The sequence below is a fragment of the Robbsia betulipollinis genome (assembly GCF_026624755.1).
In the GTDB taxonomy this organism is placed as follows: domain Bacteria; phylum Pseudomonadota; class Gammaproteobacteria; order Burkholderiales; family Burkholderiaceae; genus Robbsia; species Robbsia betulipollinis.
The window spans coordinates 2,470,602-2,484,241 of the sequence record NZ_JAPMXC010000001.1 but is presented as its reverse complement, the minus strand read 5'-3'; the positions used below and the strand labels follow the sequence as shown (position 1 = coordinate 2,484,241).

The 13,640-nt window shown below is 67.8% G+C and carries 13 protein-coding genes; 9 read left to right on the top strand and 4 right to left on the bottom strand.

Annotated elements, in window-relative coordinates; translation table 11 throughout:
- The first annotated feature begins 76 nt into the window (after positions 1 to 76).
- The 8 genes from purD to OVY01_RS10815 all read left to right on the top strand — a co-directional run bounded on the left by purD (position 77) and on the right by OVY01_RS10815 (position 7,024).
- Positions 77 to 1,378 (top strand): phosphoribosylamine--glycine ligase, encoded by a 1,302-nt coding sequence (gene purD / locus OVY01_RS10850; RefSeq protein ID WP_267847445.1) that lies wholly within the window; start codon positions 77 to 79, stop codon positions 1,376 to 1,378.
- 102 nt (positions 1,379 to 1,480) lie between these two features.
- Complete coding sequence (gene hemF / locus OVY01_RS10845) at positions 1,481 to 2,410, top strand: oxygen-dependent coproporphyrinogen oxidase (RefSeq protein WP_267847444.1); 930 nt, start codon at positions 1,481 to 1,483, stop codon at positions 2,408 to 2,410.
- On the top strand, positions 2,407 to 3,102 hold the full coding sequence (locus OVY01_RS10840) for a nicotinate-nucleotide adenylyltransferase (protein ID WP_267847443.1): 696 nt from the start codon (positions 2,407 to 2,409) through the stop codon (positions 3,100 to 3,102). Before hemF ends, OVY01_RS10840 begins: the two co-directional genes overlap by 4 nt.
- A 60-nt stretch (positions 3,103 to 3,162) precedes the next feature.
- Positions 3,163 to 3,828 (top strand): ribosome silencing factor, encoded by a 666-nt coding sequence (gene rsfS, locus OVY01_RS10835; protein WP_267847442.1) that lies wholly within the window; start codon positions 3,163 to 3,165, stop codon positions 3,826 to 3,828.
- Between the two features lie 21 nt (positions 3,829 to 3,849).
- Entirely contained in the window at positions 3,850 to 4,320 is a 471-nt protein-coding gene (gene rlmH, locus OVY01_RS10830) for a 23S rRNA (pseudouridine(1915)-N(3))-methyltransferase RlmH (RefSeq protein ID WP_267847441.1), read from the top strand.
- Positions 4,321 to 4,332: 12 nt separating this feature from the next.
- Positions 4,333 to 4,995 (top strand): Maf family protein, encoded by a 663-nt coding sequence (locus OVY01_RS10825; RefSeq protein ID WP_267847440.1) that lies wholly within the window; start codon positions 4,333 to 4,335, stop codon positions 4,993 to 4,995.
- 149 nt (positions 4,996 to 5,144) lie between these two features.
- On the top strand, positions 5,145 to 6,611 hold the full coding sequence (rng, locus tag OVY01_RS10820) for a ribonuclease G (RefSeq protein WP_267847439.1): 1,467 nt from the start codon (positions 5,145 to 5,147) through the stop codon (positions 6,609 to 6,611).
- A 182-nt stretch (positions 6,612 to 6,793) separates the two neighbouring features.
- A complete protein-coding gene (locus OVY01_RS10815) occupies positions 6,794 to 7,024 on the top strand; it encodes a hypothetical protein (RefSeq protein ID WP_267847438.1) in 231 nt (76 codons plus the stop codon).
- A gap of 79 nt (positions 7,025 to 7,103) precedes the next feature.
- Here the strand turns inward: OVY01_RS10815 and msbA are convergent, their stop codons facing one another.
- The 3 genes from msbA to OVY01_RS10800 are packed head-to-tail and all read right to left on the bottom strand — an operon-like array spanning position 7,104 to position 11,473.
- A complete protein-coding gene (gene msbA / locus OVY01_RS10810; protein WP_267847437.1) occupies positions 7,104 to 8,891 on the bottom strand; it encodes a lipid A export permease/ATP-binding protein MsbA in 1,788 nt (595 codons plus the stop codon).
- A gap of 12 nt (positions 8,892 to 8,903) precedes the next feature.
- Positions 8,904 to 10,358 (bottom strand): O-antigen ligase family protein, encoded by a 1,455-nt coding sequence (locus OVY01_RS10805; RefSeq protein ID WP_267847436.1) that lies wholly within the window; start codon positions 10,356 to 10,358, stop codon positions 8,904 to 8,906.
- Entirely contained in the window at positions 10,355 to 11,473 is a 1,119-nt protein-coding gene (locus OVY01_RS10800; RefSeq protein ID WP_267847435.1) for a glycosyltransferase family 9 protein, read from the bottom strand. The genes OVY01_RS10805 and OVY01_RS10800 overlap by 4 nt, the downstream gene beginning before the upstream one ends.
- 190 nt (positions 11,474 to 11,663) lie before the next feature.
- On the opposite strand from OVY01_RS10800, the gene OVY01_RS10795 reads away from it, so the two are divergent.
- On the top strand, positions 11,664 to 12,506 hold the full coding sequence (locus tag OVY01_RS10795) for a glycosyltransferase family 2 protein (RefSeq protein ID WP_267847747.1): 843 nt from the start codon (positions 11,664 to 11,666) through the stop codon (positions 12,504 to 12,506).
- 9 nt (positions 12,507 to 12,515) lie between these two features.
- On the opposite strand, the gene OVY01_RS10790 is transcribed toward OVY01_RS10795, so the two are convergent.
- Entirely contained in the window at positions 12,516 to 13,637 is a 1,122-nt protein-coding gene (locus OVY01_RS10790) for a glycosyltransferase family 4 protein (RefSeq protein WP_267847434.1), read from the bottom strand.
- Positions 13,638 to 13,640: the final 3 nt, after the last annotated feature.

The window sequence follows — 13,640 nt, the reverse complement described above, 5'->3', positions numbered from 1 at the left end:
CCGCGCCCCCTCGGCCAGGGGCACCCCTGGCCGGCCGCCCGTCTTTGAATACGGCATCATCTTTCGGGGAAATACAATGAATCTACTGGTAGTCGGATCCGGCGGTCGCGAGCATGCGCTGGCATGGCGGCTCGCGCAATCGCCACGGGTGCAGACCGTGTTCGTCGCGCCGGGCAATGGCGGCACCGCGCACGACCCGCGGCTGCGCAACGTCGTCCTCCCCGAACTCGCCGACGGCTATACGCCCGCGGCGCTGGAGGCGCTGGCCGATTTCGCCGAGCGCGAAAAGGTCGGCTTCACCGTGGTCGGGCCGGAAACGCCTCTGGCCGCCGGCATCGTCAACCTGTTCCGGGCGCGCGGTCTGAAGATCTTCGGGCCCAGCAAGGAAGCCGCGCAACTCGAATCGTCGAAGGATTTCGCCAAGGCCTTCATGAAACGCCATGGCATTCCGACCGCCGACTACGCAACGTTTACGGTCGCCGCGGACGCCCATGCCTATCTCGACAGCAAGGGCGCGCCGATCGTCGTCAAGGCCGACGGCCTCGCCGCCGGCAAGGGCGTGGTGGTCGCGCAGACGCTCGAGGAAGCCCATGCCGCGGTGGACGCGATGCTGGCCGACAACCAGCTCGGCGACGCCGGGGCACGGGTGGTCATCGAGGAATTCCTGACCGGCGAGGAAGCGAGCTTCATCGTCATGGTCGACGGCAAGCATATCCTCGCCCTCGCCTCCAGCCAGGACCACAAGCGCCTGCTCGATGGCGACGCCGGCCCGAACACCGGCGGCATGGGCGCGTATTCGCCGGCTCCGGTGGTGACGCCGCAGCTGCACGCCCGGGTGATTCGCGAGATCATCCAGCCGACGGTGCGCGGCATGGAGGCCGACGGCATCCGCTACACGGGGTTCCTGTACGCTGGCCTGATGATCGACGCGCAAGGCAATCCGAAGACGCTCGAATTCAATTGCCGGATGGGCGACCCGGAAACCCAGCCGATCATGATGCGCCTCAAGGGCGACTTCTCGAAAGTGATCGAGCAGGCGATAGCGGGCCAGTTGAACGACGTCGAACTGAGCTGGGACCGCCGCACCGCGCTGGGCGTCGTCGTGGCCGCGCGCGGCTACCCCGACGCGCCGCGCAAGGGCGACCTCGTGGGCGGCATCCCGGAGGAAACCGAAGCGGCGGTGACCTTCCACGCGGGCACCGAACTGGTCAACGGCAGGCTGCTCACTTCCGGCGGCCGGGTGCTGTGCGTGGTGGGACTGTCCGACTCGGTGCGCGGCGCGCAGTCCATCGTCTACGATGCGATCAATCAGATCGCATTCGACGGCATGCAGTACCGCCGCGATATCGGCTATCGCGCGTTGAACCGGAAACACTAGGCAAATAGCGTGGATGACGTTTCGAGCACACACCCGCGGCCAGAAGCCGCGTCCCGGCCGGGCGGCGCACGGCCCCCTGGCGCTCCACCAGAGGGCGCACCGATGATCACGACCATCGACACCGCCCCGGTGCGCGCCTATCTGCTGGGTCTTCAGCACCGCATCGCCGAGACGCTCGGCGCCTTCGACGGCAGCGCCTTCGCCACCGATGCCTGGCAGCGCGCGCCCGAGGAACGCCTGCAAGGCGACGGCATCACCCGCATCGTCGAGGAAGGCGCGTTCTTCGAGCGCGGCGGCGTGGGTTTCTCGCACGTGCGCGGCGCGGCGCTGCCGCCGTCGGCCACCGCGAACCGGCCCGAGCTGGCGGGTTGCGGATTCGAGGCGCTCGGCGTCTCGCTCGTGATGCACCCGCGCAACCCGTACTGCCCGACCGTACACCTGAACGTGCGCATGTTCGTCGCCCAGCGCGACGAGCAGACGGTGGCCTGCTGGTTCGGCGGCGGCATGGACCTGACGCCCTACTATGGTTTCGAGGACGACGCGCGGCATTTCCATCGTGCCTGCCGCGACGCGGTCGCGCCGTTCGGCGACACCCTGTATCCGCGCTTCAAGGCCTGGTGCGACACGTATTTCCATTTGAAGCACCGCAACGAGCCGCGCGGCATCGGCGGCATTTTCTACGACGACTTCGCCGAACTCGGCTTCGAACGGAGCTTCGCAATGATGCGCAGCGTCGGCGACGCCTTCCTGCCGGCCTACGTGCCGATCCTCGAGGCACGCCGCGGCCTGCCCTATGGCGAGCGCGAACGGGATTTCCAGGCCTATCGGCGCGGGCGCTATGTGGAATTCAATCTCGTGTTCGACCGCGGCACCCTGTTCGGGCTGCAAAGCGGGGGACGTACCGAGTCGATTCTGATGTCGATGCCGCCGCTGGTGCGCTGGCGCTACAACTGGCAACCGGAGCCGGGTTCCGCGGAGGCGCGGCTCACGACCGACTTCCTCACGGGCCGGGACTGGCTGGAGTCCGCATGACGCGCCGCATCGCGATTCTGGGCGGCACGTTCGACCCGATCCACGACGGCCATCTGGCGCTTGCGACGCACTTCTCGGCATTGCTGGCGCTCGACGAACTGGTGCTGATGCCGGCCGGCCAGCCCTGGCAGAAGACCGGCGTCTCGGCCGCCGCGCAGCGGCTGGAGATGACGCGCATCGCCGCGGCGCACCTGCGGCTGCCAGGCACCCGCGTGAGCGTAGGCACCGACGAGGTCGAACGGCACGGCGACACGTATACTGTCGACACGCTGGCCGCCTGGCGCGAGCGTGTCGGGCCCGACGCGTCGCTGTCGCTGCTGATCGGCGCGGACCAGCTGGTCGCGTTGGATCACTGGCATGACTGGCTCGATCTTTTCGAACTCGCGCATATCTGCGTCGCGGCGCGCCCCGGCTTCGATCCGACCGCCGCCTCGCCTGCGGTCGGTGCGCAGATCGCGCGCCGCGAGATGCCGCTGGAGGACATCCGGCGGCACGCGCATGGCGGCATCCTGATCGACCAGTCGCTACATCTGGACATCTCGGCCACCCATATCCGCCAGTGCGCGCAACAACGTCTGGCGGCGGACGCAAAAGCCTGCGAACATGTGCCCGACGCCGTCTGGCACTATATTCGTCAACATCGCCTCTATGGCGAATCACCGGTTTCGGACGCATCGTCCAAAATCGCATAGCGCGGCAGATCGCCCGACGCTGCTGCACTTCAAGCGCCCCGGCGCCGCACCAGAGAACTCATGGATATCAAAATACTACAGCGCGCCATCATCGATGGTCTCGAAGACGTCAAGGGCCACGAAATCAAGGTTTTCGACACGACGCATCTGACGTCGCTGTTCGACCGCGTCGTGATCGCCTCCGGCACGTCGAACCGGCAAACGCGTTCGCTGGCTTCCAGCGTGGCCGACAAGGTGCGCGAGGCCGGTGGCCGCGTCATCAGCACGGAAGGAGGCGAGACCGGCGAATGGGTATTGGTCGATTGCGGCGACGCGGTCGTGCATATCCTGCAACCGGCGTTGCGCCAATACTACAATCTCGAAGAGTTGTGGGGCGGCAAGCCGGTCAAGGTCACGCTCGCATCGAAGACCCGCTCGATCGCTGGCGGCGTGCGCGAAGGCGCGGACGAGGAAGAGGACGAGCAGGAAGCCGTGATCAACAAGGCGCGCTTCGCCAAGCCCCGCCTCGCGCCGGTGAAACCGGAAGCGGCCGTGCCGGCGAAGAAGGCGCCCGCGAAACGCGCCGCGCGCAAGAGCGCGGACGATGCGGGCGACGCTGCGCCGAAGCCCGCCACCAAGCGGGCCGCGACGGCTCGCGCTCCGGCGGCCGGCGCTCCGGCCAAGAAAGCGGTCGCGCGCAAGGCACCGGCCCGCAAGACCGTGGCCAACAACGGCGCGGACGAGTAAGCAGCAGCCGGCGCGCGGGCGATGAAACTGCATATCCTCGCGGTCGGGCATCGGATGCCCGGCTGGATCGCGACCGGCTTCGACGAATACGCGAAACGCATGCCGGCCGAGCTGCGCATCGAATTGCGCGAGATCAAGCCCGAGCCGCGCACCGCGAACCGCCCCGCCGAGCAGGTGATGGCGATCGAGCGGCAACGCATCGAGGCGGCACTGCCCAAATCGGTGCGCATCGTCGCGCTCGACGAACGCGGCGCCGACTGGACGACCATGCGGCTCGCCGCCGCCCTTCCGGAGTGGCAGCGCGCGGCGCTGGACGTCGCCTTCGTCATCGGCGGTGCCGACGGCCTGGACCCGGCGCTCAAGGCCCGCGCCGACGTGCTGCTGCGCCTGTCGAGCCTGACGCTGCCCCACGGCGTCGCACGTCTGTTGCTCGCCGAACAGCTCTACCGCGCGTGGACCATCAATCAGAACCATCCCTACCACCGGGCCTAGAGAGTGTGACGCATGCCCGATACCGCCGCCCCTTTCCCCTTCGTCTATCTCGCCTCGCAAAGTCCGCGCCGTCGCGAACTGCTCGACCAGATCGGCGTGCGTTTCGAGATGTTGCTGCCCGAAGCGCATGAAGACGCCGAAGCGCTCGAGGCATTGATCGCGGGCGAGCCCGCGCCCGGGTACGTGCAGCGCGTCTGCCTCGCGAAGGCCGATGCCGCGCTGGCGCGACGGGTGCGGCGCGCCTTGCCCGCGGCGCCGATCCTGAGCGCGGATACGACCGTGGCATGCGAGGGCGCGATTCTCGGCAAGCCGCGCGACGCCGACGACGCGGCGGCGATGCTGCGGCGCCTGTCCGGCCGAACGCATCAGGTATGGACCGCGGTCGCCGTGGTGGCGGGCGACGCCCATCCGGCACCCGCGGGCAGTGTCGGCGGCACGCCCGCCCGCCACGCCTTGGCGCTGTCACGTTCCGACGTCCGCTTCGCTGCGCTCGACGACACGGCGATCGCGCGCTACATCGCCGGCGGCGAACCGTTCGGCAAGGCCGGCGGCTACGGCATTCAGGGCACCGCCGCCGCATTCGTCGAGAATCTGTCGGGCAGCTATTCCGGCGTCATGGGCCTGCCCCTGTTCGAGACCGCCCGGCTGCTGCGCCAGGCCGGCGTGCGGTTTTGAAACGGCGCGCCGGCCCGGCGCACGCCGGTCGCCGCGCGGCGTCGCAGCCCGGCGACCGGAAAGCACGCGCATGACGTAGGATGTCGGGAACCCACCATTGCGCGGTTCTCCTCCCTTGCGGGAAAGACCCGCCGTACGCCACGAGCACGATGAACGAAGAGATCCTGATCAACGTCACGCCGCAGGAAACCCGGATCGCGCTCGTGCAGCTGGGCGCGGTCCAGGAACTGCATATCGAACGCACGCTTTCGCGCGGCCGCGTCGGCAATGTCTATCTCGGCAAGGTCGTGCGGGTGCTGCCCGGCATGCAGTCGGCCTTCATCGACATCGGCCTCGAACGCGCGGCCTTTCTGCACGTCGCCGACATCTGGCAACCGCGCCAGGACCACCACAGCGCCAACGCGCCGCAAAGTCCGATCGAAAAAATCATCTTCGAGGGCCAGACGCTGATGGTCCAGGTCATCAAGGACCCGATCGGCACCAAGGGCGCGCGCCTGTCGACCCAGATCAGCATCGCCGGGCGCAATCTCGTCTACCTCCCGCAGGAGCCCCATATCGGCGTGTCGCAGAAGATCGGCAACGAGGCCGAACGCGAGGCGATGCGCGCGCGCCTGATCGCCGTGCTGCCCCCGGACGAGAAAGGCGGGTATATCGTGCGTACGATGGCCGAGGACGCAAGCGGCGAGGAACTCGCGGGCGACGTCGCCTACCTGCGCAAGACCTGGGCGACGATCGCCGCGCAGGCCACGCGTCTGCCCCCGGCCTCGGTCCTGTATGCCGATCTCGATCTCGCGCAACGCGTGCTGCGCGACTTCGTCACCGAACAGACCAGCAAGATCCAGGTGGATTCGCGCGAGACCTTCGTCAAGCTCGGCGGCTTCGCACGCGAATTCACGCCGGCGGTCGCGCCGCTGCTGCACCACTATACGGGCGAGCGTCCGCTGTTCGACCTGTACAACGTCGAGACCGAGATCCAGAAAGCGCTGTCACGGCGCGTCGATCTGAAATCCGGCGGCTATCTGATGATCGACCAGACCGAGGCGATGACGACGATCGACGTCAATACCGGCGGCTATGTGGGCGCCCGCAATTTCGACGAGACGATCTTCAAGACGAATCTGGAAGCCAGCCACATGATCGCGCGGCAGTTGCGGTTGCGCAATCTGGGCGGCATCATCATCATCGATTTCATCGACATGGAAAACGCCGAGCATCGCACCACGGTGCTCGGCGAATTGACGAAATCGCTCGCGCGCGACCGTACCCGCGTCACGGTGAGCGGTTTCTCGCAACTGGGCCTGGTCGAAATGACGCGCAAGCGCACGCGGGAGTCGCTGTCCCATGTGCTGTGCGAGGCCTGCCCGACCTGTTCCGGCAAGGGACAGATCAAGACGCCGCGCACGCTGTGCTACGAAATCCTGCGCGAGGTCCTGCGCGAATCGCGCCAGTTCAACCCGCGCGAGTTCCGGGTGGTGGCGTCGCAGGCGGTGATCGATCTGTTCCTCGAGGAGGAATCGCAACACCTGGCGATGCTGTCGGACTTCATCGGCAAGCCGGTGTCGTTGCGGGTCGAATCGAACGTGGCGCAGGAACAGTACGATATCGTGCTGATGTAGCGGTGCCTGACGGCGATGCGGCGCGGCGCACACAGGGAAGCCCCGTTGGTCTCGGCGCACGCCGCCCCCGTGCCGGGCTGACTGGGGTAGGATGAAGGTTGGCTCACCCCATCCAGCGTGAGCGCTCGTGCCGGCACGCTCTCATGGTGCCGTGTCGACCCTATTTTCCTCATGGAGCAACAATGACAAAAGCAACATGGTTGGCTGCCGCGACGTTGGGCGCCGGCGTCCTGCTCGCCGGCGCGCTGCCAAGCGCTGCCCAGGCGCAGACGATGCATTTCGGCGAAGGCCAGTCGAACATTTCGGATGCTCCGCCGCCGCATCACGCTCCGCCGCCGCGCCATCACAGGCGCCCGCCGCCGCCGCCGCGCCCGCACCATCCCAGGCCGCCGCACCCGCCGCAACCGCTGTAAGCCGCGCGCAGACCGGCCGGCGAGCCGACGCCACCCCTTCGGGCGGCGGATGGCGTCGGCCTTCACGCCTCACGGCGCGTCAGGCTTCCTCGCGCTGATACTGGATGTTGTGCAGATTGGCATAGAGCCCGCCTCGCTTCAACAGCTCGGCGTGGCTTCCCTCTTCGATGATTTGGCCCGCCTCCATCACCAGGATGCGATCCGCACGCTCGATGGTCGATAGCCGGTGCGCGATCACCAGCGTCGTGCGTCCGCGCATCAGCACCTCGAGCGCTTCCTGTACGTGCCGCTCGGATTCCGAATCCAGCGCCGAGGTCGCCTCGTCCAGGATCAGGATCGGCGCATCCTTGTAGATCGCCCGGGCGATCGCCAGCCGCTGCCGCTGGCCGCCGGAGAGCCGCATGCCGTTGTCGCCCACGAGGGTATCCACGCCGTCGGGCATCGCCGCCACGGTGTTGCGCAGATTCGCCGCGGCCAGCGCGGCATCCACCCGCGCGGCATCGATCTCCTGTCCATAGGCCACGTTCGCCGCGATGCTGTCGTTGAACAGCACCACTTCCTGACTGACGAAGGCGATCTGGCGCCGCAGATCCTCCAGCCGATACTCCTCGACCGGCACCCCGTCGACCAGGATCCGGCCATCGGTCGCATCGAAAAACCGCGGCAGCAGGTTCACCAGCGTCGTCTTGCCGCTGCCCGACGGACCCGCCAGCGCGATCATCTCGCCCGGCCTGGCGACGAAGGACACCGCGTCGAGCGTCGGGCGTGTGACGTTGCCATAACTGAAGCTCACGCGCTCGAAGCGGACTTCGCCGCGTGCGCGCTCCAGCCGACGGTCGCCGCCCGAGGTCTCCGGCGGCTCGTCGATCAGGCCGAAGATCAGCTCGGCCGCCGTCATGCCGCGCTGCAACGGCTGGTTGACGTCCGTCAGGTGCTTCAATGGCGAAATGATCAGCAGCATCGCGGTGACGAAGGACACGAAGCCGCCCACCGTCGTCTGATCGTGCGCGGACTGAATCATCGCGATCGCCAGGACGATCGCCAGGGCGATCGAAGCGATGAACTGCGTGAGGGGCTGCGCGAGACCGCCCGCCACCGTCATGCGCATCGAATAGCCGCGCAGGCGCCGGCTCATTTCCTCGAAGCGGCCCATCTCGTACGCTTCGCCGTTGTGCACCTTGACGACCTTGTAGCCGCCGACGGTTTCCTCGACGATGTAGGACAACTGGTTGGTCTGCTGCTGATAATCGCGATTCAACCGCCGCAGCCGGCGGTTGATCTTGCCGACCAGCCAGGCGATCACCGGCAGGATCACCGCGATGACGAGCGTCAGGCGCCAGTTACGGTAGAACAACAGCGCGAGCAGGCACAGCACCGTCATCGAATCGCGCACCAGCGTGACCATCACGCCGCTCAGCGTGTTCAGGATCTGATTGACCTCGAAGACCACCGCGTTGATGATCGTACTCGCCGTTTCGCGCTGAAAGAACGCGACGCGCGCGTGCAGCATCTTCCGGAACATCTCGCGCCGCAACTCCTGCAGCACGCGGTTGGTCACCCAGCTCAGCAGATAGCCGGAGCCGTATTGCGCCACGCCGCGCACGAACGCGAGCACGACCACCGCCACCGGGATCATCCAGCGGGAGGTCCCCGATGCGCCCTGGCCGAACCCCCGGTCCACCAGGGGTTTGAGCAGCCAGGGAATGCCGGCCTCGCTGGCGGCCACGAGCGCCATCGACAGCGCCGCGGCGATGAGGACGAAGAGATGCGGCTGCAGATAGCGGCGCAGACGCCTGAACACCGCCATATTGGCGATCGGCTTGGCGGTCAGGGGCGCCTTCACGTCGCCCGGTCCTTTTTTCGTCATCGCATTCCGTCCTCAGTTTCCGACCCGACGCAGGCGCCGCATCGCCACCGAACGTCCCGAGGCCATCCGGTACCGGATCATTCCGGAAAGGCGCGCGCGCCCGAGCAGCCAGCCGGCCTGTCCCCAGAACGCGAGGCTGGTCGACTGCCACAGGAAATCGTCCGTCAGATTCTTGCTGATCACCCCGCACACCAGCGCGACGCCCGCCGCGCGCAGCCAGACATCCGCAGGGGCGGTGCGCAGGAAGGCGCGGATCAATGCGACGAACAGCAAGCACTCGAGCACCAGCCCGACCACGCCGACCTGCAACCAGGTATTGAGGAACAGGTCATGGGAATGGGTTCTTGCATGGGGTTCCTGAGAGGTGAGATCGGGCGGCAGCGCCTCCGCGTACGCGTAGGCCGGCAGCGGTTTGCCGAAGCCCACGCCCAGCCAGGGGTGCCGCATGCCCAGCTCGGCATACGCGTGCCAGATCTGCGGCCGCGGATCGACCCGGACCATGCGTTGCAGGCTTTGACGCCAGCGCTGCGCGTCGAGCGCATGCTCGAATACCTGCGATTTGCTCTGGCCGGCGTTGTTGCCCGGGCCGGGCAGGCGCTCGCTGTTGCTATACGTCAACGCGGCCGCGAGGCCGGCGAGCACACCCAGCAAAAGCACGCACGTGAGGATTTTGCGCCGGCGCAACGCAGGTGCCAGACCGATCAACAGCGTCACGACGGCGCTCACGCCAAAAAATCGGTTCAGGCTCACCAGCCCGATCACGATGGCGAGCACCGCGCCGCTCAGCCCGGCGAGACGGGTCGCCGGACGCACGCTCATGGCCACGAACAGAGGCAGAACGATCAGTGCGAACGTACTGGTATGACCGACCCGCTCGTAGAAGTGCAGCACGCCGGGTTTCGGCAATTCGGGCGCCAGCTGATTCACGCCGTAGAGACTGAGGGCGGCCAGCAGGAACGTCGCGACCCAACAGCTGGCCTCGAAGGCGACCGCGGAACGCGGCCGGTCCGCACGATCCCGCTCTTCGGGCGGCGCCGCCAGCGCATTCGACGGCGCCGCGCCCACGGCGCGCTCACGCGGGCGCGCCTTCGCGGATCGCGCGCCGGCCGCCGACGCCGCGGGACGACCGATCGACGCGATCCGATAGAAAGCGAAGAAGCCAAGCGTCGGGATCGCCACCTCGTCGACCCAGGCGGCGGCGCTCGCGGCCGGAAACACCGACCAGGCGAGCGACGCGGCCGTCCACGTCATCCAGAGCACGAGCGGCACCAGCAGGCCGGCGTCCGGCCAGGGCGCGTAATGGGCATCCGCCGGAGGACGCTCGCGCATCAGCGCGACGGCGAGCAGACCGAGCGCCGCGAACGCCAGCGCGATGTTCTTCACACCGGTGAAATGCCCGAACATGACGGCGAACGCCACTGCGCATATCGCGCTCAGCAACAGCCCTTCGGCGAACTTCTGTTTCATCGAACTCCATCGATCAAGGTATCGAGCCGCGTTTTCACGACAGCCTCGGAAATGTCGGACATGCAGGCCGCGCCGGCGCCGCGACGATTGCGGCAGGTAGCCAGGTCGCGATCGCACCGGCGGATCCAGCTTACCGTACTCTCGAACAGCGTCGGCTGATCGCGGCACGCGATGTCGACGGTCTCGGCGACGAACGGCATCCGGTCCCAGAATTGGCCCGCGCCATGCACGCGCGCGCTCCCCGGGCCGAACAGCGCGAGCGTCGGCACGGCGAGCAGCCGGCCGAGGTGCGCGACCCCGGTATCCGGGCAGACCAGCAGCTTCGCACCGCGCAACAAGGCGGCGAGCTGCGCGAGGTCGAGCTGTTCGGCGTAGCTTGGGTAACGGCGCTCGGGGTCGATCTGCGCGATCAGTTCCCCCTCGCCGGGGCCGCCGCTCCAGACCGGACGCCAGCCCCGCGCCGTCAGGGTGTCGGCCAGCGCCAGCCAGCGCGCCGCCGGCCATTGCTTGACGGGATTGCTCGCACCCGGATGCAGCACCACGTAGCCGGCCGGCGGCGGCGCAAACGGCGCCGGCGCAGGCATCGGCCACTCGGTTGGATCGAAACGCCCGGGCGCCGCGCCGCGCACCAGCAGGGCGAGTGCATCCGCCCACGCGACGGGACTGTCGGGAAAGCGCGGCAACGCGTCGATAGGCCAGCGTTTCCACGCAGGTGTGTCGGCCTGGTAGGCGACGATCCAGCGGCTGTCCGCCGCCAGCGCGAGCCAGGCGTAACGCTGGTCGCCGGCGACGATTGCGAGATCGTACGGGCCACTGGCGACGATGCGCGCGATGCTGGCGGCGCTGCGTGGATCATAAGGCAAGGCGGTCGCCCCGTACGGCCGGCACGCGAAAAGCGGCGCCACGGCGGGCGGACAGGTCAGCACGATCGCGGCATCCGGATGCTGCTCCCGCACTTTCTTCAGCAAGGGGGCGAGCAGGAGCGTGTCGCCCAGCAGCAGCCGGTGCGCGATCAGCACGCGCCCCACGGTGCGCGGCTCGCGCCGCCACGGCTTGAGCAGCAGGCGAGGCAACGCACGCGAGAAGATCCGGAGACGGCCGCTCAGACGACTCATCGGCGAACGGGAATTGAAAGAAGCAAGGCGAACCTTCCCGGTTATACTTGGCCCGAAAGTATATCAGGACGCCCGCGCCGCGAAGCCGTCCGGATGCCTGTAATCGTTGCGGTGCCGCTTTGTCGACCTGCCTGTCGACCTGCTTTTCGACCTGTCCACCAACCCGTCCGCCGCCTTGCCCTCGCCCACCGTGCCGCCGCCCGCCTCGTCTCCGACACCTTCCGCCCGGCCGCGGCCGACGCTGGGCATCGCCGTCATCACGCTGGACGCCGCCGCGCATCTGGCGGACTGTCTGGGCGCGCTGTCCTTCGCCGACCGGATCGTGCTCGTCGACAGCGGCAGCCGCGACGCCACGCTCGCGATCGCCGCCCTGCACGGTGCGCAGATCCACCACCGTCCGGATTGGGCAGGGTTCGGCGTGCAGAAAAACCGGGCGGTCGATCTGCTCGACACGGACTGGGTCCTGGTGGTCGATGCCGACGAAGTCGTGAGTCCGGCGCTCGCGGCGTCGATTCGCGATGTCGTCGCAGCCGATGCCGACGGCGTCCATGCCCTCGACCGTCTGTCCGCGTTTTGCGGACAATGGGTGCGCCACTCGGGATGGCGGCCCGATGCGGTGCCGCGCCTGTTCAAGCGCGGCACCGCGCGTTTTTCCGAGGACCGGGTACACGAACGTCTGGTGTTCTCCGGTACCGCCGCGCTGCTGGACGGCGTGCTGCTGCACTACAGTTATGACGACATCGGCGCGGTGCTGCGCAAGCTCGACAGCTATTCCGGCGCAGGCGCGCGCCAGCGTTTCGAACGCGGCGACCGTGCCAGCTTCGGCAAGGCGGTGCGGCGCGGCCTCTGGGCCTTCGTGCGCACCTATTTCCTGCGGCTGGGCTGCCTCGACGGCCGTGCCGGCTTCATGATCGCCGTGTTCAACGCGGAAACCGTGTACTACCGTTTCCTGCGTCTCGCCGAACTCGGGCGAGCAGAGCCTGCCCCGGGGATGCCCGGACCGGACCGGCCGCCGCAAAACGGACGGGACTAGAGATCGGGATCAGGCCGCCGCGCGCGGCTGAAACCCGCGTTCGGTATCCGCCGTCGCGCCGAAGGCCGATACCTTGGCGAGCGCCAGCAACGACATCAGGGCCGCCACATGCCGGTCGATGTCGGGATCGTAATGGATCGCCTTGCCCAGTTCCCGCGCGCCCGCCATGCCGAAACCCGCATGCCGCTCCACGGCATCGGCGACCGCGCGCGCCAGCGCCCCCGGTTGCGTCGCATCGAAGGTCAGGCAGGCCTCGCTGGACAGCACCTCGGTACAGGCGATCCGCGCGTTCAGGACCACCGGGGTGCCGCACAGGATCGACTCGATGCCGATCAAGCCGAAGGGCTCGTAGCGCGACGCCAGAATCGAATAATCGACGGCGCGGTACAGGTCCGCCATGTTCGGCTGATAGCCCAGGTAGCGGATCGCGGCGCTGGATGTTTCGACGGGCCGTCCGGCGACGGCCAGCATGACCGGCAGCGTGGTCCGTTCGAAGAATTCGGCCAGTTGCGCATAGCCCTTGCGCTCGTGGCTGCTCGACGGGAACAGAAACACGAGCTTGTCGCGCGGCAAACCGAAACGTTCGCGCAGGTGCGCCCGTTGTGCGGCATCGCCCGGCGTGAAGCGGCTGGCGTCCACCGGCGGGTATAACAGCGCGATCTTTTCCACCGGTACGTCGTACAGGGTGCGCAGCTCGTCCACCATCATCTGCGAATGCGCGACGATTTTCCCGGCATGCCGATATTGCGCGGCTTCCAGCCCGATCTGCCATTCGTCGGCCCGGCCCGGCGCACGCGCGCAGGCCTGCAGGAAGCCGCGGTGGGTGCCGCCACAGATCGCGATGTCGGCGCATGCCGTGCGGTCGACGCCGATCAGCACGTCGACGCCCAGCCGCTTGCGCAGCGTGGCGACCCGCCGCGAGAAATAATGATCGCGCAGCTTGCCCGGCAACAGGGAGACGCCGATGCGTTGGGGCACGATGTCGTAACGCGCCAGCAACGCCGGGTCGAAGCTGCGCGCGAAGACGACCGGGCGAATGCCGAGACGGTTCAGTCCGCCGATGATGTCCAGCGCATAGCGCTCCAGTCCACCGCTTTGCCGGAAAGACTTGCATGCGATTCCGATGTTCATCCG

What these genes read in the sequence shown, in the direction of transcription:
- msbA (WP_267847437.1), bottom strand. Translation starts at nt 8,891, where the DNA reads ATGACGAAAAAAGGACCGGGCGACGTGAAGGCGCCCCTGACCGCCAAG.
- purD (WP_267847445.1), top strand. Translation starts at nt 77, where the DNA reads ATGAATCTACTGGTAGTCGGATCCGGCGGTCGCGAGCATGCGCTGGCA.
- OVY01_RS10790 (WP_267847434.1), bottom strand. Translation starts at nt 13,637, where the DNA reads ATGAACATCGGAATCGCATGCAAGTCTTTCCGGCAAAGCGGTGGACTG.
- OVY01_RS10815 (WP_267847438.1), top strand. Translation starts at nt 6,794, where the DNA reads ATGACAAAAGCAACATGGTTGGCTGCCGCGACGTTGGGCGCCGGCGTC.
- rsfS (WP_267847442.1), top strand. Translation starts at nt 3,163, where the DNA reads ATGGATATCAAAATACTACAGCGCGCCATCATCGATGGTCTCGAAGAC.
- hemF (WP_267847444.1), top strand. Translation starts at nt 1,481, where the DNA reads ATGATCACGACCATCGACACCGCCCCGGTGCGCGCCTATCTGCTGGGT.
- rng (WP_267847439.1), top strand. Translation starts at nt 5,145, where the DNA reads ATGAACGAAGAGATCCTGATCAACGTCACGCCGCAGGAAACCCGGATC.
- OVY01_RS10840 (WP_267847443.1), top strand. Translation starts at nt 2,407, where the DNA reads ATGACGCGCCGCATCGCGATTCTGGGCGGCACGTTCGACCCGATCCAC.
- OVY01_RS10825 (WP_267847440.1), top strand. Translation starts at nt 4,333, where the DNA reads ATGCCCGATACCGCCGCCCCTTTCCCCTTCGTCTATCTCGCCTCGCAA.
- OVY01_RS10800 (WP_267847435.1), bottom strand. Translation starts at nt 11,473, where the DNA reads ATGAGTCGTCTGAGCGGCCGTCTCCGGATCTTCTCGCGTGCGTTGCCT.
- OVY01_RS10805 (WP_267847436.1), bottom strand. Translation starts at nt 10,358, where the DNA reads ATGAAACAGAAGTTCGCCGAAGGGCTGTTGCTGAGCGCGATATGCGCA.
- rlmH (WP_267847441.1), top strand. Translation starts at nt 3,850, where the DNA reads ATGAAACTGCATATCCTCGCGGTCGGGCATCGGATGCCCGGCTGGATC.